The sequence below is a fragment of the Flavobacterium nitratireducens genome (genome assembly GCF_029625335.1).
Lineage (GTDB): Bacteria > Bacteroidota > Bacteroidia > Flavobacteriales > Flavobacteriaceae > Flavobacterium > Flavobacterium nitratireducens.
Map to the genome: position 1 here is coordinate 487662 of NZ_CP121111.1, position 24401 is coordinate 512062.

At 31.4% G+C, this 24401-nt stretch carries 17 protein-coding genes and 1 pseudogene; 14 read left to right on the top strand and 4 right to left on the bottom strand.

Features of this window, described 5'->3' with window-relative positions; all coding sequences use genetic code 11:
• Positions 1-19: 19 nt before the first annotated feature.
• A complete protein-coding gene (locus tag P5P90_RS02280) occupies positions 20-1138 on the bottom strand; it encodes an efflux RND transporter periplasmic adaptor subunit (protein ID WP_278035619.1) in 1119 nt (372 codons plus the stop codon).
• 9 nt (positions 1139-1147) lie between these two features.
• Positions 1148-1645: a GbsR/MarR family transcriptional regulator gene (locus tag P5P90_RS02285; protein WP_278035620.1), complete on the bottom strand. Its 498-nt coding sequence runs from the start codon at positions 1643-1645 to the stop codon at positions 1148-1150.
• Positions 1646-1857: 212 nt separating this feature from the next.
• Between P5P90_RS02285 and P5P90_RS02290 the strand changes: the two genes are divergently transcribed.
• From P5P90_RS02290 to P5P90_RS02340, 11 genes and pseudogenes are all read left to right on the top strand, one after another.
• The gene (locus P5P90_RS02290) at positions 1858-3087 is read left to right on the top strand and encodes an HD domain-containing protein (protein WP_278035621.1); all 1230 of its coding nucleotides are present in this window, start codon (positions 1858-1860) and stop codon (positions 3085-3087) included.
• A 39-nt stretch (positions 3088-3126) separates the two neighbouring features.
• A complete protein-coding gene (gene lpxD, locus P5P90_RS02295) occupies positions 3127-4173 on the top strand; it encodes a UDP-3-O-(3-hydroxymyristoyl)glucosamine N-acyltransferase (RefSeq protein ID WP_278035622.1) in 1047 nt (348 codons plus the stop codon).
• A complete protein-coding gene (locus P5P90_RS02300) occupies positions 4166-5557 on the top strand; it encodes a bifunctional UDP-3-O-[3-hydroxymyristoyl] N-acetylglucosamine deacetylase/3-hydroxyacyl-ACP dehydratase (RefSeq protein ID WP_278035623.1) in 1392 nt (463 codons plus the stop codon). The genes lpxD and P5P90_RS02300 overlap by 8 nt, the downstream gene beginning before the upstream one ends.
• 72 nt (positions 5558-5629) lie before the next feature.
• Positions 5630-6415 (top strand): acyl-ACP--UDP-N-acetylglucosamine O-acyltransferase, encoded by a 786-nt coding sequence (lpxA, locus tag P5P90_RS02305; RefSeq protein WP_278035624.1) that lies wholly within the window; start codon positions 5630-5632, stop codon positions 6413-6415.
• 85 nt (positions 6416-6500) lie between these two features.
• Positions 6501-7067: an elongation factor P gene (efp, locus tag P5P90_RS02310; RefSeq protein WP_278035625.1), complete on the top strand. Its 567-nt coding sequence runs from the start codon at positions 6501-6503 to the stop codon at positions 7065-7067.
• A gap of 101 nt (positions 7068-7168) precedes the next feature.
• Positions 7169-8098 (top strand): UDP-3-O-(3-hydroxymyristoyl)glucosamine N-acyltransferase, encoded by a 930-nt coding sequence (locus P5P90_RS02315; RefSeq protein WP_278035626.1) that lies wholly within the window; start codon positions 7169-7171, stop codon positions 8096-8098.
• Positions 8099-8263: 165 nt separating this feature from the next.
• Positions 8264-9135 (top strand): annotated as a pseudogene (sucD, locus tag P5P90_RS02320) (succinate--CoA ligase subunit alpha).
• A gap of 140 nt (positions 9136-9275) precedes the next feature.
• Positions 9276-9698 (top strand): hypothetical protein, encoded by a 423-nt coding sequence (locus P5P90_RS02325; protein ID WP_278035628.1) that lies wholly within the window; start codon positions 9276-9278, stop codon positions 9696-9698.
• Between the two features lie 136 nt (positions 9699-9834).
• A complete protein-coding gene (fabG, locus tag P5P90_RS02330) occupies positions 9835-10581 on the top strand; it encodes a 3-oxoacyl-[acyl-carrier-protein] reductase (protein WP_278035629.1) in 747 nt (248 codons plus the stop codon).
• A 72-nt stretch (positions 10582-10653) separates the two neighbouring features.
• Positions 10654-12681, top strand: a complete 2028-nt coding sequence (locus P5P90_RS02335; protein WP_278035630.1) for a hypothetical protein — start codon at positions 10654-10656, stop codon at positions 12679-12681.
• A gap of 115 nt (positions 12682-12796) precedes the next feature.
• The gene (locus P5P90_RS02340; RefSeq protein ID WP_422851732.1) at positions 12797-13702 is read left to right on the top strand and encodes a YeiH family protein; all 906 of its coding nucleotides are present in this window, start codon (positions 12797-12799) and stop codon (positions 13700-13702) included.
• 6 nt (positions 13703-13708) lie between these two features.
• Here P5P90_RS02340 and P5P90_RS02345 read toward each other — a convergent pair whose 3' ends face one another.
• Positions 13709-15367 (bottom strand): LTA synthase family protein, encoded by a 1659-nt coding sequence (locus P5P90_RS02345; protein WP_278035631.1) that lies wholly within the window; start codon positions 15365-15367, stop codon positions 13709-13711.
• A 191-nt stretch (positions 15368-15558) separates the two neighbouring features.
• Entirely contained in the window at positions 15559-17787 is a 2229-nt protein-coding gene (locus P5P90_RS02350) for an LTA synthase family protein (RefSeq protein WP_278035632.1), read from the bottom strand.
• 182 nt (positions 17788-17969) lie between these two features.
• On the opposite strand from P5P90_RS02350, the gene P5P90_RS02355 reads away from it, so the two are divergent.
• Genes P5P90_RS02355 through P5P90_RS02365 form a run of 3 tightly spaced genes read left to right on the top strand, consistent with a single transcriptional unit; the run spans position 17970 to position 24401 of the window.
• Entirely contained in the window at positions 17970-18632 is a 663-nt protein-coding gene (locus P5P90_RS02355; RefSeq protein ID WP_278035633.1) for a response regulator transcription factor, read from the top strand.
• Between the two features lie 5 nt (positions 18633-18637).
• Positions 18638-20017 carry a sensor histidine kinase gene (locus P5P90_RS02360; RefSeq protein WP_278035634.1) on the top strand — a complete coding sequence of 460 codons (1380 nt, stop codon included), beginning with the start codon at positions 18638-18640 and terminating at the stop codon, positions 20015-20017.
• A 49-nt stretch (positions 20018-20066) separates the two neighbouring features.
• A complete protein-coding gene (locus tag P5P90_RS02365; protein ID WP_278035635.1) occupies positions 20067-24401 on the top strand; it encodes a CusA/CzcA family heavy metal efflux RND transporter in 4335 nt (1444 codons plus the stop codon).

Consider the following 24401-nt stretch of genomic DNA (forward strand, 5'->3'; position numbering starts at 1 on the left):
TATGTTATTTATTCGATTATTAGTTAATTCCTTTTTTCTCAGGACTTATAATTGTTGAATAGTCAACTAATTGTGGTTTGATTTCAGTTCCTTCAGATATAATTCCAACCCCTTCAATAAGTATTTTATCATTTACATTCAATCCTTTATCTACAACAAAATATTGTCCTCCGGGAACAGCACGAACTTCTACAGGAATAGCTTTTACTTTATTTTCTTTGTCAACAGTTAGCACTACACGTTTGTCCTGCATTTCTAAAGTTGCATTTTGAGGAATCAAAATTACATCCGTTAAATTGGTTGGAATTTGAATCGTTCCGCTACCTCCTGAACGCAATAATTTGTTTGCATTGGCAAAACTTGCTCTTACATTAAAAGAACCTGTTTGTGTATTAGCTTGTCCGCTAAAAGTTTCAATTTTCCCTTTTTGTTCGTATTCGATTCCATTGCTCAGAATTAAATTCACTGCAGGCATTTTGGCAATTTTTTCCTGAAATGTTTTTCCTGCCGAATGCATCGTGATGTCCAATTGTTGTTTTTCATTCATTGAAAAATAAGCATAAATTGTGCTTACATCCGAGATTCTGGTCAATGGTTCGGCTGTTTGACTACTCACATAACTACCTAATCGTAAAGGTAAAGTACCAACAATTCCATTTACAGGACTTTTAATGGTAGCGTAATTGATACGAGCCAAAATACTCTGATAAGTACTTTTTGCACTGGCTAAATTGGCTTTTGCAGTTTCTAATTGCACATCACTAATAATGTTTCTTTCCACCAAAGGTTTTAAACGGTTTACTTCGACCTGAGCAGCAGCAACTTTAGCTTTAGCAGCACTTGCTTCCTGATCGGCGGTTTGAGTTTCCAGTTTAAAAAGTAATTGTCCTTTTTTAACTTCCTGACCTTCCTGTACGTATATTTTTTCAATATAACCATCTACTTTTGCACGGATATCAATATCGGTAACTCCCTCAAGAGTAGTTGGATATTCAGAAAGTAAAGAAGTATTTGATTTTTCTACACTTATAACTTTGTAGGGCATTACAGGAGGTGCGGCCTGTTCTTCTTTCTTTTTATTGCAAGAAAGTAAACCTATGGATAATATGATTGCACTAATAAAAAATCTCTTTTTCATAATTAGATGTTATTTATTGGATTGATTTTGAATTTCTATTTCTTTGAACTCGGCAATTGTTTTTTTAAGTGAGGCTTCAACTTCTTTCAAGTGTTTTTTATATGCTTTTATGTTTTCTAAATTACATTTTTCTTCCGGGCAGGAAGCCGTTTTTTGTCGATATTCAAATATTCTATCGGTAATATAATTTTCCGACTCTAAAAACTTCAAGTAGTTTGATAATCGGCTACTTAATGCAGCTGACTTAAAGTATTTTTTTCTATCACATGGAATTGTAAAATAGATAACTTTTTCTGTTTTAAGTAGTAAATTTAGATTAGTAGAAATAGAACTTTTACTTGCTCCTAATTTTTCTACGATTGTTTCAAATGTTAATCCGGACTTACATCCTTCAACAATCAAAAGACCAATAATTCTTCCTGCCAAAGGGGGAATTTGGTAAATAGACTCAAAGTGAATACCTAATATTTCAACTAGTTCTTCTTTTTCTTTTTGTAAAGTCTCCATGATGATTTTTTTCGCAAAGATAGGATTGGTTCGTAATTTACCGAACTAAACGAATTATTTTAAACTTTTTTTAAGATTTGAAGTTTTTAGTTGTTTAAGAGCCAGTTGTATAACAAAAAACCATTTAATTGTTCTGGTAGTAAACAATAAAGTATAGTTAAAATTACAAGCTAATTTAATTATATTTGTTGGCGAAAAAAAATAAAGTCATAGTGTCGCAAATCAATAAACTTAAAATATTCAATGACCCTATTTATGGGTTTATAACAATACCAAACGCTTTAATTTACGACCTAATTCAGCATCCTTATTTTCAAAGGTTAAGACGTATTTCTCAAATGGGATTGTCGTATTTAGTGTATCCAGGAGCAAATCATACCCGTTTTCATCACGCTTTAGGATGTATGCATTTGATGCAAAAAGCAGTAGATGTATTGCGTTTTAAGGGGGTTTCAATTTCTGAAGAGGAAGAAAATGCACTTTATATTGCTATTTTATTGCATGATATAGGTCATGGTCCATTTTCACATGCTATGGAAAAAAGTATCGTTGAAGATGTACATCATGAAGAGATATCGTTGCTATTTATGCGTCAGTTGAATAAGGAATTCAAAGGAAAGTTAAGTTTAGCCATAAAAATATTCGAGGGAGATTATCCACGAAAATTCATGTTGCAATTAATTTCTAGTCAATTAGACATGGATCGAATGGACTATTTAAAACGGGATAGTTTTTATTCTGGAGTTGCGGAGGGCAATGTCAATTCGGAGCGTTTAATTCAAATGATGAACGTTGAAGATGATTATTTAGTGATTGAAGAAAAAGGAATTTATTCAGTTGAAAAGTTTTTAATGTCAAGACGTTTAATGTATTGGCAAGCTTATTTGCATAAAACTAGTTTAGTGGCTGAATTAGTGTTGACTAAAATTTTAAAACGAGCCAAAGAACTTATCTTAAAAGGTGTAGTATTGCCTTGCAGTGAACCTTTACAGTTTTTTATGCAAAATAAAATTGATTTGGCTTCCTTTGATACTAATACCTTAGATTTATTTTCACAGTTAGATGATTTTGATATTATTAGTGCACTGAAAGCTTGGCAACGACAAGATGATTTTATTTTGTCAACATTGAGCAAAATGATAATTAATAGAGATTTATTAAAAATTCAGTTAACCAGTGATAAAGTAGCAATTGATGATTTAAATCCGTTAAGGGAGAAATTTGCTTCAGAACATAATATTAGTTTGGCCGATACTAATTATTTTATTTTTAAAGGAAAAATTAAAAATCAAGCTTATAATAAAGAAGCTGAACCCATTCGTATACTTAAAAAAGATAGAACAATAGAAGATGTTATTGAATCTTCAGACCAACTGAATTTGAAATCATTATCAAAATCAGTAACCAAATACTATATATGTTTTCCAAAACAACTAGTATAAATCCCTATTAGAAATCTATTTTTTTATATTTTTGTCCCAATGAAATTTACAGCAGAACAAATAGCAGGAGTTTTAGAAGGAGAGGTTGTAGGCAATCCTTTAGTAGAAGTACACGAGCTTTCTAAAATAGAAGAAGGAAAAGTGGGCTCACTCACTTTTTTGTCAAATCCTAAATATACTAACTATATATATATAACTGAAGCCTCTATAACTATTGTAAATAAAAGTTTTACTCCTGAATCTGAAATTAAAACTACACTCATAAAAGTTGAGGATGCTTATCTTGCATTTTCTAAATTACTTGAATTTTATGATCAAGCTATCAAAGCTAGTAAAGTGGGTATTGAGCCACATACAGTAATAGCCGAAGATGTACATTATGGATCAGATTTATACTTAGGTAGTTTTAGTTATATTGGTAAAAACGTAAAAATAGGTAATAATGTAAAAATTTATCCTAATTGTTTTATTGGGGATAATGTTGTCATTCACGATAATGTAACTATTTTTGCTGGCGCAAAGATTTATTCAGAATCAGTAATAGGTAACAATTGTATCATTCATGCAGGATCCGTAATTGGTTCAGATGGTTTTGGATTTGCTCCAAATCCAGATGGAAGTTATAAGAAAATCCCTCAGATTGGTAATGTGATTATTGAAGATGATGTCGAAATAGGAGCTTGTTCAACCATTGATAGAGCAACTTTAGGTTCTACTCGAATTAAAAAAGGAGTAAAATTAGATAATCAAATTCAAGTTGCGCATAATGTAGAAATAGGCGAAAATACTGTTATTGCTGCACAAACAGGAATTGCAGGTTCAACTAAGATAGGTAAAAACGGAATGATTGGTGGACAGGTAGGAATCTCAGGACATTTAACTATTGGAAATAATGTTCGAATTCAAGCACAATCAGGAGTTGCAAGAAACATAAAAGACGACGAAGTTTTGCAAGGAAGCCCAACATTTGGATATAATGATTTTAGTAAATCCTATGTTCATTTTAAAAATTTACCAAAAATAATTGCAGAAATAGACGAATTAAAGAAACAAATATTAAACCAAAAAAATGGAAACAATGGTTAAACAGAAGACCATCAAAACAGAAATCTCATTAACAGGTGTAGGGTTACATACCGGAAAAGAAGTTAAAATGACATTCAAACCTGCTCCAGTAAATAATGGTTTTACTTTTGTTAGGGTCGATTTAGAAGGAAATCCTGTTATCGAAGCAGATGCTAATTATGTAGTAAACACACAACGCGGAACTAATTTAGAAAAATTAGGTGTTAAAATTCAAACACCTGAGCATGTTTTAGCCGCTTTAGTAGGTTGTGATTTAGACAACGTAATCATCGAATTAAATGCTTCTGAATTGCCTATAATGGATGGTTCTTCTAAATATTTTGTTGAAGCATTAGAAAAAGCTGGCGTAGAAGAACAAGCTGCTAACCGTAATGTTTATGTGGTAAAAGAAGTAATTTCTTTTACTGATGAAGCTAGCGGAAGTGAGATTTTGGTTATGCCAAGCGATTATTATACTGTAACTACAATGGTTGATTTTGGTACTAAAATCTTGGGTACTCAAAATGCAACACTAAAAAATATAAGTGATTTTAAAACAGAAATTGCTTCATCGAGAACGTTTAGTTTTTTACATGAGCTAGAATCACTTTTAGATAATGGATTAATCAAAGGGGGAGACTTAAACAATGCTATTGTATATGTTGATAAAGAAATTTCGGCATCTACAATGGAGAATTTAAAAGTTGCTTTTGGTAAAGACACAATAAACGTTAAGCCAAATGGAATTTTGGACAACTTAACTTTACATTATCCAAATGAAGCTGCGAGACATAAATTACTTGACGTGATAGGTGATTTAGCATTAATTGGTACAAAAATCCAAGGTAAAATAATAGCAAATAAACCAGGTCATTTTGTAAATACACAATTTGCTAAAAAAATGGCTAAAATGATTAAAATCGAGCAACGCAATTATGTTCCTGTTTACGATTTAAATCAAGAACCATTAATGGATATTCACAAAATTATGGCTATGTTACCACATAGACCACCATTTTTGTTGATTGACAGAATTATTGAGATGTCAGAAAGTCATGTAGTTGGGATGAAAAATGTTACAATGAACGAAAATTTCTTTGTTGGACATTTCCCTAATGCTCCAGTAATGCCAGGAGTATTAATTGTTGAAGCAATGGCTCAAACAGGTGGTATCTTAGTTTTAAGTACTGTTCCGGATCCAGAGAACTATTTGACATATTTTATGAAAATTGATAATGTTAAGTTCAAACACAAAGTATTGCCTGGAGATACATTAATTTTTAAATGTGATCTAATTACTCCTATAAGAAGAGGAATTTGTCATATGCAAGCGAATGCTTATGCTAATGGAAAATTAGTCGCAGAAGCGGAATTAATGGCTCAAATTGCAAAAAAACAAAACTAATTGTAGAATAATTGCTTTGATTATTAATAGGTAGTAATAGTCAAGGTTGTTAATTATTAAAAACGAAAATAGATGAATCAACCATTAGCTTATGTTCATCCGGGCGCAAAAATCGCCAAAAATGTGGTAATTGAACCCTTTACAACCATTCATAACAATGTGGTAATTGGTGATGGTACTTGGATAGGTTCAAACGTAACCATCATGGAAGGAGCAAGAATTGGAAAAAATTGTAATATTTTCCCAGGAGCTGTAATTTCTGCTGTTCCTCAAGATTTGAAATTTGGTGGAGAAGATTCATTGGCTATTATTGGTGACAATTGTACTATTAGGGAATGTGTTACAATTAATAGAGGTACTGTAGCTTCAGGTCAAACAGTTATTGGTGACAATTGTTTAATTATGGCTTATGCTCACATTGCACATGATTGTGTAATTGGGAATAATGCTATTGTTGTAAATGGAGTTGCTCTTGCAGGACATGTTATAGTGGGGAACTATGCAGTAATAGGTGGTCTAGCAGCTATTCATCAGTTTATCCATATTGGAGATCATGCTATGATTTCTGGTGGTTCACTTGTTCGTAAAGATGTTCCACCTTATACAAAAGCAGCCAAAGAACCTTTGTCATATGTTGGGATTAATTCAGTAGGGTTAAGAAGAAGAGGTTTTACCACAGAGAAAATTAGAGAAATTCAAGATATCTATAGAATTTTATATCAAAAAAATTACAATACTACTCAAGCATTAGGGATTATAGAAGCCGAAATGGAAGCTACTCCTGAAAGAGATGAAATTATTGATTTTATCAGAAATTCATCTCGTGGTATCATGAAAGGATATAGCGGAAGCTATTAATTAAATAACAGAAATAGAATGCAGCTATTTCAAAATATGAAATAGCTGCTTTTTGATTAATATAACGATAAATACTATACACAAAATGGCATCTACATCAGATATTAAAAACGGACTTTGTATAAAACACAATCACGATATATACAAAATCATTGAATTTTTACACGTAAAACCAGGTAAAGGTCCTGCTTTCGTAAGAACAAAATTGAAATCATTAACTAATGGAAAAGTTTTAGATAATACTTTTTCTGCAGGTCATAAAATTGATGTGGTAAGAGTAGAAACCCACACATTTCAATTTTTATATCCTGAAGGAAATCAATTCCACTTTATGAATACGGAAACATTCGAACAAATTACTCTGAATAGAGATGTTCTTGATTCACCAGATTTATTGAAAGAAGGAGAAAATGTGATGATTCAGATTAACACAGAAACTGATTTACCGTTATCAGTTGATATGGCTCCTTCAGTAATTTTAGAAGTTACATACACAGAACCAGGTGTAAAAGGAAATACAGCTACTAACGCTACTAAACCTGCTACTGTTGAAACTGGTGCTACAGTAAATGTTCCTTTATTTATCAATGAAGGAGACAAAATTAAAATTGATACTGCTACTGGTTCTTATATGGAGCGTGTTAAGGAGTAATTTATTTGAAATATTTAAAGTTTGAAAATGAACGGTTATTAGCATTAAGTTGACAACTGTATTTTCAAACTTTAATTTTTTTTCAATCTTTATACTAATTTATGAAATTTACAAGAGCATATACCTTAAAAGAGATTGCAGATTTACTTCAATGTGAATTTGTAGGTAATGATAGTTTTGAAGTTTTGGGCATGAATGAAATTCATGTGGTAGAAAAAGGAGATATTGTTTTTGTAGATCATCCAAAATACTACGATAAAGCTTTGCAATCGGCAGCGACAATTGTTTTAATCAACAAAAAAGTAGATTGCCCTGAGGGAAAAGCGTTATTGATTTCTGATGATCCGTTTAGAGATTTCAATAAATTAACCAATTATTTTAAGCCATTTCAGTTTTCAAATGTTTCAATTTCTCCAACAGCAACTATTGGTGAGGGGACTATTATTCAACCCAATTCATTTATTGGTAATGGAGTAGTTATAGGAAAGAATTGTTTGATTCATTCCAATGTTTCTATTTATGATAATACAGTTTTAGGAGATAATGTAATTATTCATGCAGGAACTATTCTTGGAGCTGATGCTTTTTATTACAAAAAAAGACCTGAAGGTTTTGATCAGCTATTGTCTGGAGGGCGCGTAGTTATTCAAGATAATGTTGGTATAGGTGCACTTTGTACGATTGATAAAGGAGTGACTGGAGACACTACAATTGGAGCAGGTACAAAAATTGACAATCAAGTGCACGTAGGACACGACACCGTAATTGGTGAAAAATGTCTTATCGCATCCCAAACTGGAATTGCAGGTTGTGTTATTATTGAAGATGAAGTTACTATCTGGGGACAAGTAGGAACGACTAGCGGAATTACAATTGGTGAAAAAGCAGTTATTCTAGGACAAACCGGCGTAACCAAGTCAATTGAAGGAGGTAAAACCTATTTTGGAACCCCAATTCAGGAATCTAGAGAGTCTTTGAAGCAATTAGCTAATCTTAAAAAAATTCCAGAAATTCTAGAAAAATTAAAATAAAATAGAGGACAAAAATATCCTATCTGAATCAAAAACTATTTTTTGTTTTGATGCTAACAAATCATTGCAATAACATAATTTTTTTTTGATAAGAAAACCGCTCAAATAATTTCTAAATACCTTATTTTTGCAACACAAATTTAAAAATCACATAAAATATATATCATGAGTGTTTTAGTTAACAAAGATTCTAAAATAATTGTTCAAGGTTTTACTGGAAGCGAAGGAACTTTCCATGCTTCTCAAATGATTGAATACGGTACAAACGTTGTAGGTGGTGTAACTCCTGGAAAAGGAGGGACTACTCACTTAGACCTTCCTGTTTTTAACACTGTAAAAGATGCAGTAGAACAAGCAGGTGCTGATACTTCTATTATTTTTGTACCACCAGCTTTTGCTGCTGATGCTATCATGGAAGCTGCTGATGCAGGAATTAAAGTAATCATTGCTATTACTGAAGGTATTCCTGTTGCTGATATGATTCATGCAAACGATTATGTTAAGAAAAGAAACGCTAGATTAATTGGTCCTAACTGTCCTGGTATTATTACTCCAGGTGAAGCTAAAGTTGGTATCATGCCAGGTTTTGTTTTCAAAAAAGGAACTATCGGTATTGTTTCAAAATCAGGAACTTTAACTTACGAAGCTGCTGACCAAGTTGTAAAACAAGGTTTAGGAATCACTACAGCTATTGGTATTGGTGGAGACCCAATCATTGGAACAACTACTAAAGAAGCTGTAGAATTGTTAATGAACGATCCTGAAACTGAAGCGATCATCATGATTGGTGAAATTGGAGGTCAATTAGAAGCAGATGCTGCTAAATGGATTAAAGCGGATGGTAACCGTAAACCTGTAATTGGTTTTATCGCTGGAGAAACTGCTCCTGCTGGTAGAACAATGGGACATGCTGGTGCTATCGTGGGTGGTTCTGATGATACAGCTGCTGCTAAAAAACGTATCATGAGAGAAAACGGAATTCACGTTGTGGATTCACCAGCTGAAATTGGAAAAAAGTAAAAGAAGTTTTAGGTTAATCCTAAGAACTCCATTTTATATTAGTTTAAGCCTCACATTTGTGGGGCTTTTTTAGTATTATACAGAATTAAAGAAATACATTTGCAGCCGATTTAATTAGGAGACTAATTGAGATAAAAATAAATTCAATAAATAAGATATGTATAAAGAATTAGAAGGATTCAAAGTAAAAAATCAGTTTTCATTAACAGTAGAAGATAATTTGGAGGAAGTATGTAATGCTTCTGAAGGCTCAGGTGTTTTTTTAGTGTATGATGTAGCGGATGAAAAAGAGCTTATTATGGTAGGTTCTACAGGAACAGTGCAAAACGATGGTTCTTTGAAAACTAAAAATGGAGGATTGTATGATAAAATTGTAAACGGTCATCAATTTGCTAAAACAGGAAGAAAATATTCTTGGCCTGCACAAATGAAAAAAGAAGCAATAAGTCGTTTAGAAGTGGTTTGGTACGAAACGTTTAACAATGATTCTAAAGTAATTCCAACTTTTGTTGAAGCTCAGGTTTTGCAAAACTTTCTGAACGAAAACAATAAATTACCTAGATGGAATGTAGCTTTTTAGTTCATTTTCAATTGAATATAAGTTTATAAAGTATAGCCTTGCACCAGTAAGGCTTTTTTTATAGCTTTAATTTTATAAAACATCTAAATCGTTTATATTTGTAACTCAATTTATTAAAATTAACTTTTAACACAATATGAAATTACTTGAAGGAAAAGTAGCTATTGTTACTGGCGCAAGTCGCGGAATTGGAAGAGGGATTGCTGAAGTTTTCGCAAAAAACGGTGCCAACGTAGCATTTACATATAGCTCTTCGGCTGAATCCGCTTTAGCTTTAGAAAATGAATTAAACGCTTTAGGCATTAAAGCAAAAGGATATAAGTCTAACGCAGCTGATTTTGACGAAGCTCAAACACTTGTTGATGCGGTTTTGGAAGATTTTGGAACTGTTGATGTTTTGATTAACAATGCTGGAATTACTAAAGATAATTTGTTAATGCGTATGTCGGAAGCAGATTTTGATCAAGTAATTGATGTGAACTTGAAATCAGTTTTCAATATGACCAAAGCGATCCAGAAAACATTCTTAAAAAAACGTGCTGGCTCTATTATTAACATTAGTTCTGTTGTTGGAGTTTCTGGAAATGCAGGACAAACTAATTATGCTGCTTCTAAAGCTGGAGCTATAGGATTTACTAAATCAGTGGCTTTAGAATTAGGATCTCGTAATATTCGTTGCAACGCCATTGCTCCTGGATTTATTGAAACTGAGATGACTGCTAAATTAAGTGAAGAAGTCGTTAAAGGTTGGAGAGAAGGTATTCCATTAAAACGTGGAGGAACTCCAGAAGATGTCGCTAATGCTTGTTTATTCCTTGCTTCAGATATGAGTGCTTATGTAACTGGACAAGTATTAAATGTTTGCGGAGGAATGCTTACATAACAAGTTTATAGTTTATTGTTTGTAGTTTTTACACAACTATAAACAATAAACTACAAACCATAAACTAATAATATGACAACAAACACCATTCTTCTTATTATTCTTTCTTTGGTAATAGCAGCTGGGTTGTCTTATTTTCAATATTATTTTAAGGCCAAGAGTAATTCAAAGATGAATTTACTTTTGGCTTTTTTACGTTTTTTAGGCATTTTTGGATTATTGTTGTTATTGATTAATCCAATCATCACAAGTAATACAATAGTTTTAGAAAAACCTGTTCTAGCTGTAGTTGCTGATAATTCCAATTCTATTTCTTATTTGAAAGCAGATAAAGATGCTCAAGAAGTGGTTTCAAAATTACTTTCTAATTCTGCCTTAAAAGAAAAATTCAATATTCAAACCTACCAATTTGATACTGATTTTAAAGTTTTAAAAAAATTAGATTTCAAAGGAAAACAATCCAATTTTTATATTGTTGCGAATGATTTAAAAGCCATAAATCGCAATCAAATCTATCCAACAGTTTTAATTAGTGATGGAAATCAAACATCAGGGAATGATTATGTGTTCAGTTTTGGTGATTCCAATAAAATATATCCAATTGTACTTGGAGATACTACCCAAGTTTTGGATTTAAAAATCAACCAACTAAATGTAAACAAATATGCTTTTTTGAAAAATCAGTTTCCTGTTGAAGTTTTTTTACAATATTTAGGTAATAAATCCATTACTGCTGATTTTCAGATTTCACAAGGAAATTCAGTTGTGAACAAACAAAAAATAAGTTTTTCACCAACAAAAAATACGGCCGTTGTTAATGTACTTTTGACTGCTAATAAAATCGGGACCCAAATATACAAAGCAAGTTTGACTTCATCAGAAAAAGAAAAAAACAACTATAATAACACTAAAAATTTTGCTGTTGAAGTGATTGATCAAAAAACTAGTGTTGCTATAGTTTCTTCAATAAATCATCCAGATTTAGCAGCTCTAAAAAGAGCTATAGAAGCTAATGCACAACGCAAAGTAGTTATTGTTAAACCAAAACAAATCAGTCAGTTAAATGATTATAATTTATTGGTTTTATATCAACCTACCACAGAATTTAAAACGATTTTTGAATCTAATATGATAGTCGGGTTAAACACTTTTATTATTACGGGTACACATACTGATTTTAATTTTTTAAATCAAGTACAAAGCAATTTAGAATTCAAAATGTCTTCACAAAAAGAAGATTATCTGACTGCATTTAATTCTCAATTTAATCTTTTTGCAATCGATAATATCGGTTTTGATCAATTTCCTCCTTTACAAAATGCTTACGGTTCTATTAAATCGAATGTAAATACCAATATTTTACTTTGGTCTAAAATAAGAGCCATAGAAACTCAGGCTCCTTTATTAGCTTTTAGTGAGTATAAAGGAAGTCGTTCAGCTTATTTATTAGGAGAAAATAGTTGGAAATGGCGATTAGAAAGTCATATCCAAAATCAATCATTCGAGGAGTATGATATTTTTATAGATAAAGTTATTCAATTTTTAGCTTCAAATAATACTAAGAAATCATTAGTTGTCAATCATGAAAGTTTCTATAATTCTGGGGAAGCTATCGAAATTTCAGCACAATATTTCAATAAGAATTATGAGTTTGATGAAAAAGCACATTTGAATATTACTGTAGTCAATTCGAAAACTAAACAAACCAAAACCTATGATTTACTTAAAGGAAATAATACTTATAAAGTAAATTTAGATGGTTTATTGGCAGGAAGTTATCAATTTACAGTTAAAGAGTTACATTCAAAATTTTCCTATTCAGGGCGTTTTGAAATATTGGATTTTGATATCGAAAAGCAATTTATTAATCCCGATGTAGACAAATTAGAACAATTAGTAACTTTAACTAAGGGAAAACTGTTTTTTCCTAGTCAAGTAGAATCTTTGATTGAAAACATAGTAACTGATGAAAATTACAAAACTATTGAGAAAAAAAATAGTATTCGTTCCCCACTAATAGATTGGAAATGGTTGTTGATATTCATTTGTAGTTTCTTTGCAGCGGAATGGTTTATTAGAAAATATAATGGTTTGTTGTAACAGCTTTGATAGCCTAATTAATTCAAAATACAAATAGAATCTCTTGAAAAAACAAATTAAAATATTTTCCGAAACAGGGATTTTAAACTTTGAGAAACATAGCCGTACTCAAAAAATTATTTTTTTGATTTTTATAGTTGTTTGTTTATCAGGATATATTACTCCACCCATTGCATTACTATTAGGATTACTTATTGCTAATTTATCGGGGCATCCTTGGTTGCATTTGAATCACATTATTATCCATGTTTTGCTTCAAGTTTCTGTTGTGGGATTGGGATTTGGGATGAACGTGACTGATGCTTTATTGTCCAGCAAAGAAAGTTTCTTTTTGACAGTTGCAAGTATTTTTAGTACCATTTTCTTTGGTCGTATGATTGGTAAATGGCTGCAAACAGAAAGTAAAACATCTCATTTAATTTCTTGTGGAACCGCTATTTGTGGTGGAAGTGCCATTGCAGCGATAACTCCAGTAATTAAATCAGATGAAAAGCAAACTTCAGTAGCTTTAGGTGTTATTTTTATTTTAAACTCCATTGCGCTATTTTTATTTCCAGCAATAGGACATTGGTTAGAATTATCTCAACAAGATTTTGGATTATGGTGTGCATTGTCTATCCATGATACGAGTTCGGTTGTAGGAGCTGCTAATAAATATGGGGCAGAAGCTCTAACAACTGCAACCACCGTAAAATTAGCTCGTGCTCTATGGATTATACCGGTTGTATTATTGACCAGTTTTTTATTTAAAAGTAAAGCCAATAAAATAAAAATACCTTATTTTATTGGTCTTTTTGTACTGGCTATGATTCTTAATACTTATGTAGAACATTTGTCTGTTGTATCGACTTACATTGTTTCGGTTGCAAAAATTGGGTTAACAGTCACTTTATATTTCATAGGTTCTGGTTTAAGTAGTTCCGTTTTACTTGCTGTTGGTATAAAACCACTTATCCAAGGCATCTTATTATGGGGATTTATTGCTATTCTTTCGTTATTAGCTATTCTCCACTTTAATTAAAGCTTTTTATTTTTTTGCATAATCATTTAGTAGTGCCTGTAAGTAACTTTTAGCTAAGGGTAATTCTTCTATTAGATACTTTTTGTTTTTATCAGAAGCGGTTTTGAACTGTGAAGTTTCATTTGTTGTTACATAACGAATTGCTCCTTTTGGCATTATCCAAGTCATTCCTTCATCATAACAATAAAATGCAAAATCCTTTGAAGTAGGATTCAATAAATCTTTTCCCCATTTAAACTTAGAATAATCCATATTTAATTGACCCAATAGAGTGGTTGCAATATCAGTTTGTGAACCAATTTTTGAATTTCTCTTTTTCAAATAAGCTTTCGATATGGGATTACCATAAAGTAGTAATGGAATTCTATATTTTTCGGTTTGACGACTATCGGAATAAAGTTTAGGTAATCGATTTCCGTGGTCAGCAACAAAAAGGAATAATGTGTTATTAAACCATGATTGTTTTTTAGCCGACTCCATAAATTTTTGAATGCTCCAATCCGTATAATACGCTGCTTTTCTAAATAAATTAGCTTGTTTTTTGTCTTTGTCTGATTCTTTTTCAACTGCCTGATCAAAAGGAGTTTTGATAGGTGTTTCAAAAGGTTCATGACAACTTAAAGTAAGAACCGTTGTGAAAAATGGAGTTTGCTGGGAATTTAAATCTTTGATTACTTTTTCAAAGACAACATGGTCATGTGCTCCCCACTTTGAAATTTTGTCATCTTCATCAAATTGCTCTTCGTCAATAATAGTATTGTAGCCCGAGTACTTCCAGTAGGCTTTAAAATTAGCAAATTCCGACTCACCACCATAATAAACGGAGGTAGTGTATCCGTTATTTTTAAAAACAGAAGCTAATGATGGTAATTTTTCAAATTTACTTGGTTCTTTTATGATAGACGAGCAAGATTGAGCTGGATAACCACTTAAAACAGCAACAATACCTTTATCAGTTCGGTCACCAGTAGAATAGATATTTTCAAACAACATTCCTTCTTGAGTTAATTTTGAAAAATAGGGTGTAATTCCTTTTTCTCCACCCAAGGTCTCTATAACATCAGCAGTATAACTTTCCAAAATAACTAATACAACATTTGGTTTAGGAATGCTAAGTATTTTTTCGTGTTCAGTTGGATTTGTATGATATATTTTTTGAATGTTTTTTTCTACAGTCGTGGCATCATAATAAGCAATTTCAGCTTGTTTGCTGGCCTTATTATTTTTAAGAACGCTAAATAATAAATTCCAAGAAGTGTTGGTTGCTAGATGATTCAAAGGAGCATGAAAAGAATAATAAGATGAACTTTGATTGATTGGTGCAAGTCCAACACCTCCACGAATGGCCAAAAATGTAATTAACAACATCAAAAAAGAGTATCCAAAAAGATTCATCCGACTGATACTTTTTTTACTATAATGTGTTTCTTCAAATTTAGTTGGATTTTTGATTCCTGTTTTTAGTACAATTTGATATACAATTATACCCAAACTAATTAAAACCATACTTAATACGATAGAAAGTATAATCTGGGATGCTGTTACAGAAGCGAGCATTTGCGATGGATAAAACAGAAAAGATAGGGCGTAAGCATTTAATTTAGAACCCCATTCATGATACAATAAAGTATCGGTTATGTTTATAATACCAATTAAAAAAATCATGAAATAATTGAATCTATTGATGAATTTGACAGAGAAAATTTTTCCAATTATTAAAAGAGTGGGTAATGCTATTAAATAACCAGCTGCTGACAAATCTAAAGGAATAGCGTTCCAAAATCCTTTTAACTTTTCTAAAAGTAAAAAAGGTTTGTAAACGGAATAATTGTAAATAATAAATACGATTCTTAAAATTAAAAAGTAAAGTATCCAAAAAAACCAAAGGCGCAACCAAAAAGAAATACGGTAATTCTTTTGCATAAATATTGTAATGTGGGTAAGGTGAATTTTAATAAATAATGAGATCCGTTTGAATCTGTACTATTTTTATTGATTTTGATATATTTTTTCTTTAGCACATATGATGCTGTTTCGTAGTAAGAAATGGCATCATTAACTAAATCGTTTCTTTGTTCTTTCATAGGTTTTTCATCATAATATAATTTGAAATCACCTTTAATATCTTCATTTGGTTTTAAAACTAATTTGTATTGTTTTACTTCTTGTTTTGGGGAAAGGATTGTCAAAATATTATCTTTAATTAATCCTAAATCCTGATAAGTTGCAATTAAGGCTCTTGGCTTATAATCTGATTTTAAAACATCCTGACCGAAGAATTTAGATTCGTAATCAAAATGTAACAATCCAAAAATCGTTGGCATTAAATCAATTTGTGACATTAGTTTTGTACAATGTTTTGGTGCAATAAATTCTGGACTATAGACCAAAGCAGGAATTCGATATTTATCTAATGGAAGTTCTGTTTTCCCTGCACTCGATGCACAATGATCTGCAACAATAACAAAGACAGTGTTTTTGAACCAAGGTTGCTTCACAGCCATTGTGAAAAATTTTCGCAAGGCGTAATCCGTGTATTTAACACCGCCATTTCTCGATTTACTATCTCCAGGAATATCAATTTTATTGTTTGGATAAGTAAACGGTCTATGATTACTTACTGTCATCCAATGGTTGAAAAAAGGCTTATTTGTTTGAGCTTCTTTATTCATGGTTTTAATAGCTTTATTTGCCATGTCTTCATCACAAACTCCCCAGATGTTTGCAAATGTAATTTCTTCTGGACTGAAGTCTTTTTTATCAATGATATCATATCCATTTCCTGAAAAGAAATCTTGCATGTTATCAAAAAAGGCATCACCACCATATAAATATTTTACTTCGTAACCTTTGGATTTAAAGACACTTCCAGTACTAAATTTGTTTTTATTGTCTTTTCGTTTTACCACACTCTCACCAGCCGTAGGAGGTAAACATAATGTTACTGCTTCTAAGCCGCGAACTGTTCTGTTTCCGGTAGCATATAGATTAGTAAAGACTAAACTTTTTGTTGCTAAATCATCTAAAAAAGGGGTAATATTTTCTTTGTTGCCGTACATTTTCATGAAATCGGCACTAAAACTTTCAATGGTAATTAAGACTACATTTTTATGCATTTCAATACTATCAGATACAATTTTTCTATCAACAGAAATTCCATGTATGTCGGATATTTGTTTATCTAACAATGCAAACGCTTCTTCCTCAGGTAAAGTTTTGTAAAATTTAAAATAATTTAATTCGCTATTTACATAAGCAAGATAAAAGCGATAAATTCCATTGGATTGTAATTCATTGGTAAAAACATTGGTTGCATTTTCTGTTTTAGCCAAATTTGGTACTGTCCAAAGTGAAAGTCCAAAAAGGATTAAATACAAAAATGAGATTTGTAATTTTTCATTCAACGAAGGAATTTTTTCAATGTAAATTTTTGATTTTTTGATGATGAAATAACTGATGGTTCCTGCTACAATAAATAGCGAAGTAAAAATTGGAATAACAGGATAAGATTCCATAATATTCCCGATAACTTCGGTGGTGTAAACTAAATAATTTACAGCTATGAAATTGTATTTTACACCAAATTCATTCCAAAAGAAATATTCACTAATGGCATTTTGTACAATCAAAACAACGTATAAAAAAATTACAAATGAAAATAACCAATGCCTTATTTTGTCTCTCTTTTGAGGAAGAAATAGTAGTAATGCAAATAAAAGAGTTTTTATACCTACGAAAATGAGTCCTACTTTTTCTAATCCACCTCCGTATTCTGAAAGAATCGATTTTCCCGATAAAATATACAAAAACAAAGCCAATAATACACCTAAATGGATATAACCATAAGGTTTACGGTATTTACTATTCGAGATAAAAATTAGGTATAACCATAAAAAAGCGCAGGCTAGAACAAAAATGAGTATATCAGAAAGAATTCCAAAAGAAAAAATCTTTAGTATTTCAACACCAGAAAAAGTGGATTGTGTTATAGGGTGGAATAACAATATTATCCTTAAAATAAAACTGATAACTACATAAAATAGAGTCAGATAGAAAAAAGGAGTTAGTTTTTTGGTAGAGAACATAAACAATTTTATTTTTTTGTAAAATTAGTTAATTTAACATTAGGATTATATAAACTTAACATAACTATGTCTTAAGTTTTACTTAAGATAATTTCATATACGATTTTTAGATTTCATTTTGATGTATTTTTGGAAACAATATTCAAATTACATTTCTAAAAAGTCTTATAAAAAATAAGTAGATGCATATATTAATTGTCGAAGACGAAATAGGGATTATGCAGTTTTTGCAGCAAGGTCTGGAAGAAGAAGGCTATCAAATTACTACTGCTTCTGATGGTGCAAAAGGATATCAATTGGTTCAAGAGCATTCATTTCATTTAATTATTCTGGATTGGATGTTGCCTAAAATGACAGGATTAGAACTTTGTAAAGCCATTAGAAATCAAGATAAAAAAACACCAATTTTGTTTTTAACAGCCAAAGATACAATTCAGGAAACAATAGAAGGTTTGCAAGCGGGAGCTAATGATTACATTAAAAAGCCATTTAGTTTTGAAGAATTAGTTGAAAGAATAAAAGTCCATTTTAGAAATTTGGATGAAAATGAAATTTTGCAATTAGGACCTGTAACAATTGATATTCAAAAGCATCTCGTTTTTGTAAATGATAAAGAAGTTTCATTAACACAAAGGGAGTTTGAATTGCTTTCTTATTTGGTAAAAAATAAAGGTAAAGTATGCAGTAGAAACCAAATTATAGAGGATGTTTGGGATATTCATTTTGAATACGATACCGGAGTAATTGATGTTTTTATGAATGCTATTCGGAAAAAATTAAATCTAAAAATTGAAGAAGACTATATAAAAACCATTCGTGGGGTAGGCTATATCGCAAACGACTAAAGTGTATGCAAAAACTTTCCTTTAAAAATAGAATTGCTTTCAATTATATTATCACCACTGCTTTGTTAATTTTTGTGGTGTTTTTTACTATTTATTCCATTGTAAAATATAGTGTTTACAATCATTTGAATAATGATATTTCCAAAGAAGTTGAAAATCATTTAAACGAAATTGAAATTAAAAACGATAGTTTTAGCTTAATCCATCTCAACGAATGGAACGAAAGAGAGCACAATACCATTGATGTCAATCCTGTTTTTATTGAGTTTTTAGATAGTGAAAAAAGAATCAAAGAGAAATCGCCAAATCTTAAAAAAGAAAGTTTGACGTTTAATGCTTCTGTGGAGAATAATCAGTTATTTGATTCTAATTTGTTAAAGAATAAAATTCGCCAGATTCAGGTACCAATATATAGTCAATCCAAAATTATTGGATATTTATTAGTAGCTATGTCGCTCGAAGATGCTTCGATGGTACTTCAAAATTTGTCTCAAACTCTAATGATTGCTTATCCCTTAATCTTGTTGTTACTTTTTTTTATTGCTCGATTTATTGCGGGAAGAAGTATTAAACCTATTACTTCTATCATTCAGACAGCTGATATTATTACCAAGGATAATTTGAAATCCAGAATTGATTTGCCTCAAAAAAAGGACGAATTATTTATTTTGTCCCAAACAATCAATAACTTATTAGATCGTATTGAAACAGCAGTAGAACGAGAAAAACAATTTACTTCCGACGCTTCGCATGAACTACGAACTCCGCTTACAGTGATTAAAGGGACTTTAGAAGTTTTAATTCGCAAACCAAGAACTCAGGAGGAATACCAGGACAAAATTAATTATTGTGTTTCCGAAGTAAACCGTCTGAATCATTTAGTCGACCAATTACTCATGTTAGCGCGATTTGAAGATCAAAATCAATCGGTAAAAATGGAAAATGTGATTTTGAATTCAATTATTTTAGAAGTGCTTTCTAGGTTTTCAAATAGTATTGAATCAAAAAACATTAAAATCATAACTGATTTTTCTAAAAATTTTACAGTTAAATCGGATAGTTATTTACTTTCTGTCATTTTGAGTAATTTGATTTCGAATGCCTTAAAATATTCGAATACGAATGACACCATGACGATTCGATTATCAGAAGAAAATAATCAGGTGAAATGTCAAATTATTGATACCGGAATAGGTATTCCAAAAACCGATTTGCAAAATATTTTCCACCAATTCTATCGTTCCAATGCGGGTGAACATCCTGAAATTAAAGGAACTGGATTAGGGTTGTCTATTGTTAGAAAACTTTCTCTTTTATTAAATATTGGAATTGAAATTTCCAGTAAAGAACATTTTGGCACACACATTATCTTAAGCATCCCTTAAGCAAAAACTAAAGTTTATATTTTATTTTTGAACTATAAATAAAATATAGATGTTAGAGAAAATCATTGCCTTTAGTTTAAAGAATAAACTTATTGTTTTGTTATTCACTTTGGGAATTTTTGGATTCGGAATTTTTTCAGTATTCCAAATTTCCATTGGTGCAGTACCTGATGTGACTAACAATCAAGTTCAGGTTATTACTACTTCGCGTAATCTTTCTACTCAGGACATAGAACAGTTTATTACCTATCCGGTGGAAATTGAAATGTCTAATTTACCCGGAGTAAAGGAAATTCGTTCGGTTTCCAAATTTGGATTATCAGTTGTTACTATTGTTTTTGAAGATAATCAAGGAACTTATTTACCGAGACAGTTAATAGCTGAAAAAATAAAATCGGCAGCCGAGAAAATCCCAGAAGGTTTTGGAACACCCGAAATGGGACCTATAACAACCGGATTGGGTGAAGTCTATCAATACACACTTGAAGTAAAACCCGAATTTAAAAACAATTATTCCGTTACCGATTTAAGAACTTTGCAGGATTGGGTAGTAAAACGTCAACTTTCAGGTATCAAAGGAGTGATTGAAATTAACACTTGGGGAGGTTATCTAAAACAATATGAAATAGCTATTTCACCAGCTCGTCTAAATGCGATGAACATAAGTGTTTCGGATGTTTTTAAAGCTTTAGAAAACAACAACGGAATAGCCGGAGGAGCTTATATTGAAAAAGTAAATCAAAGTTATTTTATTCGCGCCGAAGGAAAAACAAAATCCTTAGAAGATATTGGAAATATTGTGGTTACAAATCAGAATGGTTTACCTATTTTGATTAAAAATGTAGCCGATGTTCGTTTTGGTCATGCCAATCGTTTTGGAGCAATTACCGGGAATGGAGAAGGGGAGAAGGTGCTTGGACAGGTAATGATGCTTAAAGGAGCTAATTCAAAACAGGTAATTAATGATGTAAAAGACAGGGTTGCCGAAATTCAAAAAAGTTTACCAGAAGGAGTTTATATCAACGGCTTTTTGGAAAGAAGTGAATTGGTAGGTAAAACCACTTTTACAGTAGCCGAAAATCTGATTTTAGGTTGTTTGATCGTGGTTTTTGTTGTGGTTTTACTACTTGGAAATTGGCGTTCGGGATTAGTTGTCGCTTCTGTTATCCCATTATGTTTGTTATTTGCTATTTCGTTGATGAATATTTTTGGTATCGATGCTAATTTAATGAGTTTAGGAGCCATTGATTTTGGGATTATCATTGATGGAGCAGTAATTATAGTAGAATTCATTGCCTTTCAAATTGCACATAAATCGAAACATTTAGTTCATTTATCAAATGAAAACCGTCAACAGGAAATTGATCAGATTACGTATAAAAGCGCTTCAAAAATGATGAATTCGGCAGTTTTTGGTCAGTTAATTATTTTGATTGTATTTATTCCCATTTTGTCTCTTTCAGGTATCGAAGGAAAAATGTTCAAGCCAATGGCAATGACTTTTAGTTTCGCTTTAGTTGGAGCGATGCTGTTTTGCTTTACTTATGTTCCGGTAGTTTCCTCATTATTTTTAAAACCTAAAGAAGAAAATCCGGAGTCATTTTCGAATAAATTAATAAATAAATTAAATGCGTTTTATTTACCGATAATTCATTGGGCTTTAGCCAATACTAAAAAAGTTTTATATGGAGCTTTTGCCTTATTGGTAATGGCTGTAGTAGTGTTTTCGACTATGGGAGGCGAATTTATTCCAACTTTGGATGAAGGAGATTTTGTTATTCAACCGGTTCTTAAAACAGGAACTTCTTTGAGTAAAACAATTGCAACTACTACCAAAATTGAAAAAATAATTCTCAAAAAATTCCCTGAAGTAGAGCAAGTAGTTAGCCGAATTGGTGCTGCCGAAGTACCTACGGATCCCATGAGTATGGAAGAAAGTGATGTAATTGTCAAATTGAAACCTAAATCGGATTGGGTTTCGGCTTCCAGTAAAGACGAATTGGCTGATAAAATAAAAGAAGCAATCGAAGAACAAATTCCGAATATGGAAGTAGAATTTACCCAGCCTATCGAAATGCGTTTTAACGAACTGATTTCAGGGACACGTTCGGATGTAGCGGTGAAAATATTTGGTGAAAATCTGGATATTTTGGCTAAAAAAGCACATGAAATCGAAAAAGCAATTGCTAATGTTGAAGGAGCATCAGATATTATCATCGAAAAAACAGAAGGTTTACCTCAAATGACAGTACAATATGATCGTTCGAAAATTGCTCGTTATGGATTAAATATCGCCGATTTGAATGAATTAATTGCACTAGGTTTTGCCGGAAAAACGCTTGGTAATGTTTTTGAAGGTGAAAAACGTTTTGATATGGTTATTCGATTAGATCAAAATAATCGTCACGATATTGAAGATCTAAAGAACCTCTACGTGAGTACTCCTTCGGGGCAACAAATTCCTATGCAGGAATTGGCAACTATTACATATTCTGATGGGCCAGCTAAAATTTCCAGAGACAATGCTAACAGAAGAATTGTTATTGGAATTAATGTACGAAATCGTGATTTACAAAGTGTAGTGAAGGATATTCAGAAAATTGTAGATACTAAAATTAAATTGCCTGCTGGATATTATGTGAAATATGGAGGTCAATTTGAAAATTTAGAAAGTGCTAAAGCCAGATTGATGATTGCTGTTCCAATTGCTTTGATTCTGATATTTATTCTATTGTATTTTGCCTTTGGTTCGGTTAAAGAAGCTTTGATGGTGTATTCGGCGATTCCTTTGTCTGCAGTGGGTGGAATATTATTTTTATGGACAAGAGATTTACCTTTTAGTATTTCGGCTGGAGTAGGTTTTATCGCTTTGTTTGGAATAGCAGTTTTAAACGGAATCGTATTAATCGAACATTTTAAAGAATTGAAACATCAGGGTATGACTAATAAAGACGAATTAATTTTGAAAGGAACAACAGATCGATTACGTCCTGTATTATTAACCGCCGCCGCCGCCGCTCTAGGTTTTTTACCAATGGCTGTGTCTGCTTCAGCTGGAGCCGAAGTTCAACGACCATTAGCAACCGTAGTGATTGGAGGATTATTTACGGCTACATTTTTAACAATGCTTGTATTGCCTGTTTTGTATAAAGTTTTTGATGGAAAGGAATTTAAAAAACCAAAATTCAAAAAACAGCATCATAGAGCTATTGTAATTTTGTTTTTGCTAAGTACTTCATTTGTTTTTTCACAAAATACTAATTCTGAATTGAATCAATTAATTAGCAAAGGCATTAATAACAACAAAGCTTTAAAAGCTTCTCAATTGCAAGTCGAAAAATCAAAAGCCAACATCAATAGCGCTTATACTTTTGATAAAACAAATATTTACTACAATTACGATCAAAATAATTTGGCATACAATGATAAAGCTGTTTCTGTAATTGGAGCACAACAACGTTTTTTGTTTCCAACAGTTTATGGAGCACAAAAGAAATTTAATACCGCTGAATACGAAAAGCAACAAGCCAGTTTTGAATTAGAGAAGAACAAACTGAGTCTGGAGATTTCTAAGTTGTATTATCAAATTGTCTATTTACAACATCAGGAAATTTTATATGAAAGGTTGGATAGTTTGTATCAAAATTTCACCAAGGCCAGTAATCGCCGTTTTGAATTAGGAGAAACAAATTATCTGGAAAAAATCACTGCTCAATCGAAGGCAAGACAAATTGCATTAAAGCTTTCGCAAATTAGAAATGAAAAAAAAGCTCAATATGATTTGCTTCAATATAGCATTCAATCAGATGAAAAAATACTTATTAAGTCGAATCAAATTATACCAATAGAATTTTCAACGGAAGATTCAAGTAAATCAACTTATACTCATTATTTAGAATCAGTTAGAAAAAATTACAAAAGTCAAATTACTTTGCAAAAACAGAATTGGTTGCCTGATTTAAATTTAGAATATTTTAGAGGTTCTAATAAAGGATTATCACAATCGTTAAACGGTTTTCAAGTGGGAATTGCATTGCCAATTTTATATTCTGGAAATGTAACCAAAACTAAAGTTGCCAAATTAGAATTGGAAAGTTGGGAAACTCAGGTGCAAAACGAGAATCAAAAATTAACTGCTTTTGTTGAAAGTAAAAAAAGTGAATTGTTGAAATATCAGGAAGCCATTAATTATTACAACAAACAAGGAAAAAAGTTAGGAGAGGAAATTTTAAAAGTGGCAAATATGAGCTACAAACAGGGTGAAATTGACTTTTTTCAATATATTCAAAGTTTAGAAAATGCAACAATTATTGAAGTTGAATATTTAGATAATGTACTACTCTTTAACAAAACCCATTTAGATTACCAATACTTAAATTTTTAA

Excerpts from the sequence above, each read along its gene's own strand:
- P5P90_RS02280 (WP_278035619.1), bottom strand. The coding sequence starts at position 1,138 with ATGAAAAAGAGATTTTTTATTAGTGCAATCATATTATCCATAGGTTTA.
- P5P90_RS02285 (WP_278035620.1), bottom strand. The coding sequence starts at position 1,645 with ATGGAGACTTTACAAAAAGAAAAAGAAGAACTAGTTGAAATATTAGGT.
- lpxD (WP_278035622.1), top strand. The coding sequence starts at position 3,127 with ATGAAATTTACAGCAGAACAAATAGCAGGAGTTTTAGAAGGAGAGGTT.
- P5P90_RS02300 (WP_278035623.1), top strand. The coding sequence starts at position 4,166 with ATGGTTAAACAGAAGACCATCAAAACAGAAATCTCATTAACAGGTGTA.
- lpxA (WP_278035624.1), top strand. The coding sequence starts at position 5,630 with ATGAATCAACCATTAGCTTATGTTCATCCGGGCGCAAAAATCGCCAAA.
- efp (WP_278035625.1), top strand. The coding sequence starts at position 6,501 with ATGGCATCTACATCAGATATTAAAAACGGACTTTGTATAAAACACAAT.
- P5P90_RS02315 (WP_278035626.1), top strand. The coding sequence starts at position 7,169 with ATGAAATTTACAAGAGCATATACCTTAAAAGAGATTGCAGATTTACTT.
- P5P90_RS02325 (WP_278035628.1), top strand. The coding sequence starts at position 9,276 with ATGTATAAAGAATTAGAAGGATTCAAAGTAAAAAATCAGTTTTCATTA.
- fabG (WP_278035629.1), top strand. The coding sequence starts at position 9,835 with ATGAAATTACTTGAAGGAAAAGTAGCTATTGTTACTGGCGCAAGTCGC.
- P5P90_RS02335 (WP_278035630.1), top strand. The coding sequence starts at position 10,654 with ATGACAACAAACACCATTCTTCTTATTATTCTTTCTTTGGTAATAGCA.
- P5P90_RS02345 (WP_278035631.1), bottom strand. The coding sequence starts at position 15,367 with ATGATTTTTTTAATTGGTATTATAAACATAACCGATACTTTATTGTAT.
- P5P90_RS02350 (WP_278035632.1), bottom strand. The coding sequence starts at position 17,787 with ATGTTCTCTACCAAAAAACTAACTCCTTTTTTCTATCTGACTCTATTT.
- P5P90_RS02355 (WP_278035633.1), top strand. The coding sequence starts at position 17,970 with ATGCATATATTAATTGTCGAAGACGAAATAGGGATTATGCAGTTTTTG.
- P5P90_RS02360 (WP_278035634.1), top strand. The coding sequence starts at position 18,638 with ATGCAAAAACTTTCCTTTAAAAATAGAATTGCTTTCAATTATATTATC.
- P5P90_RS02365 (WP_278035635.1), top strand. The coding sequence starts at position 20,067 with ATGTTAGAGAAAATCATTGCCTTTAGTTTAAAGAATAAACTTATTGTT.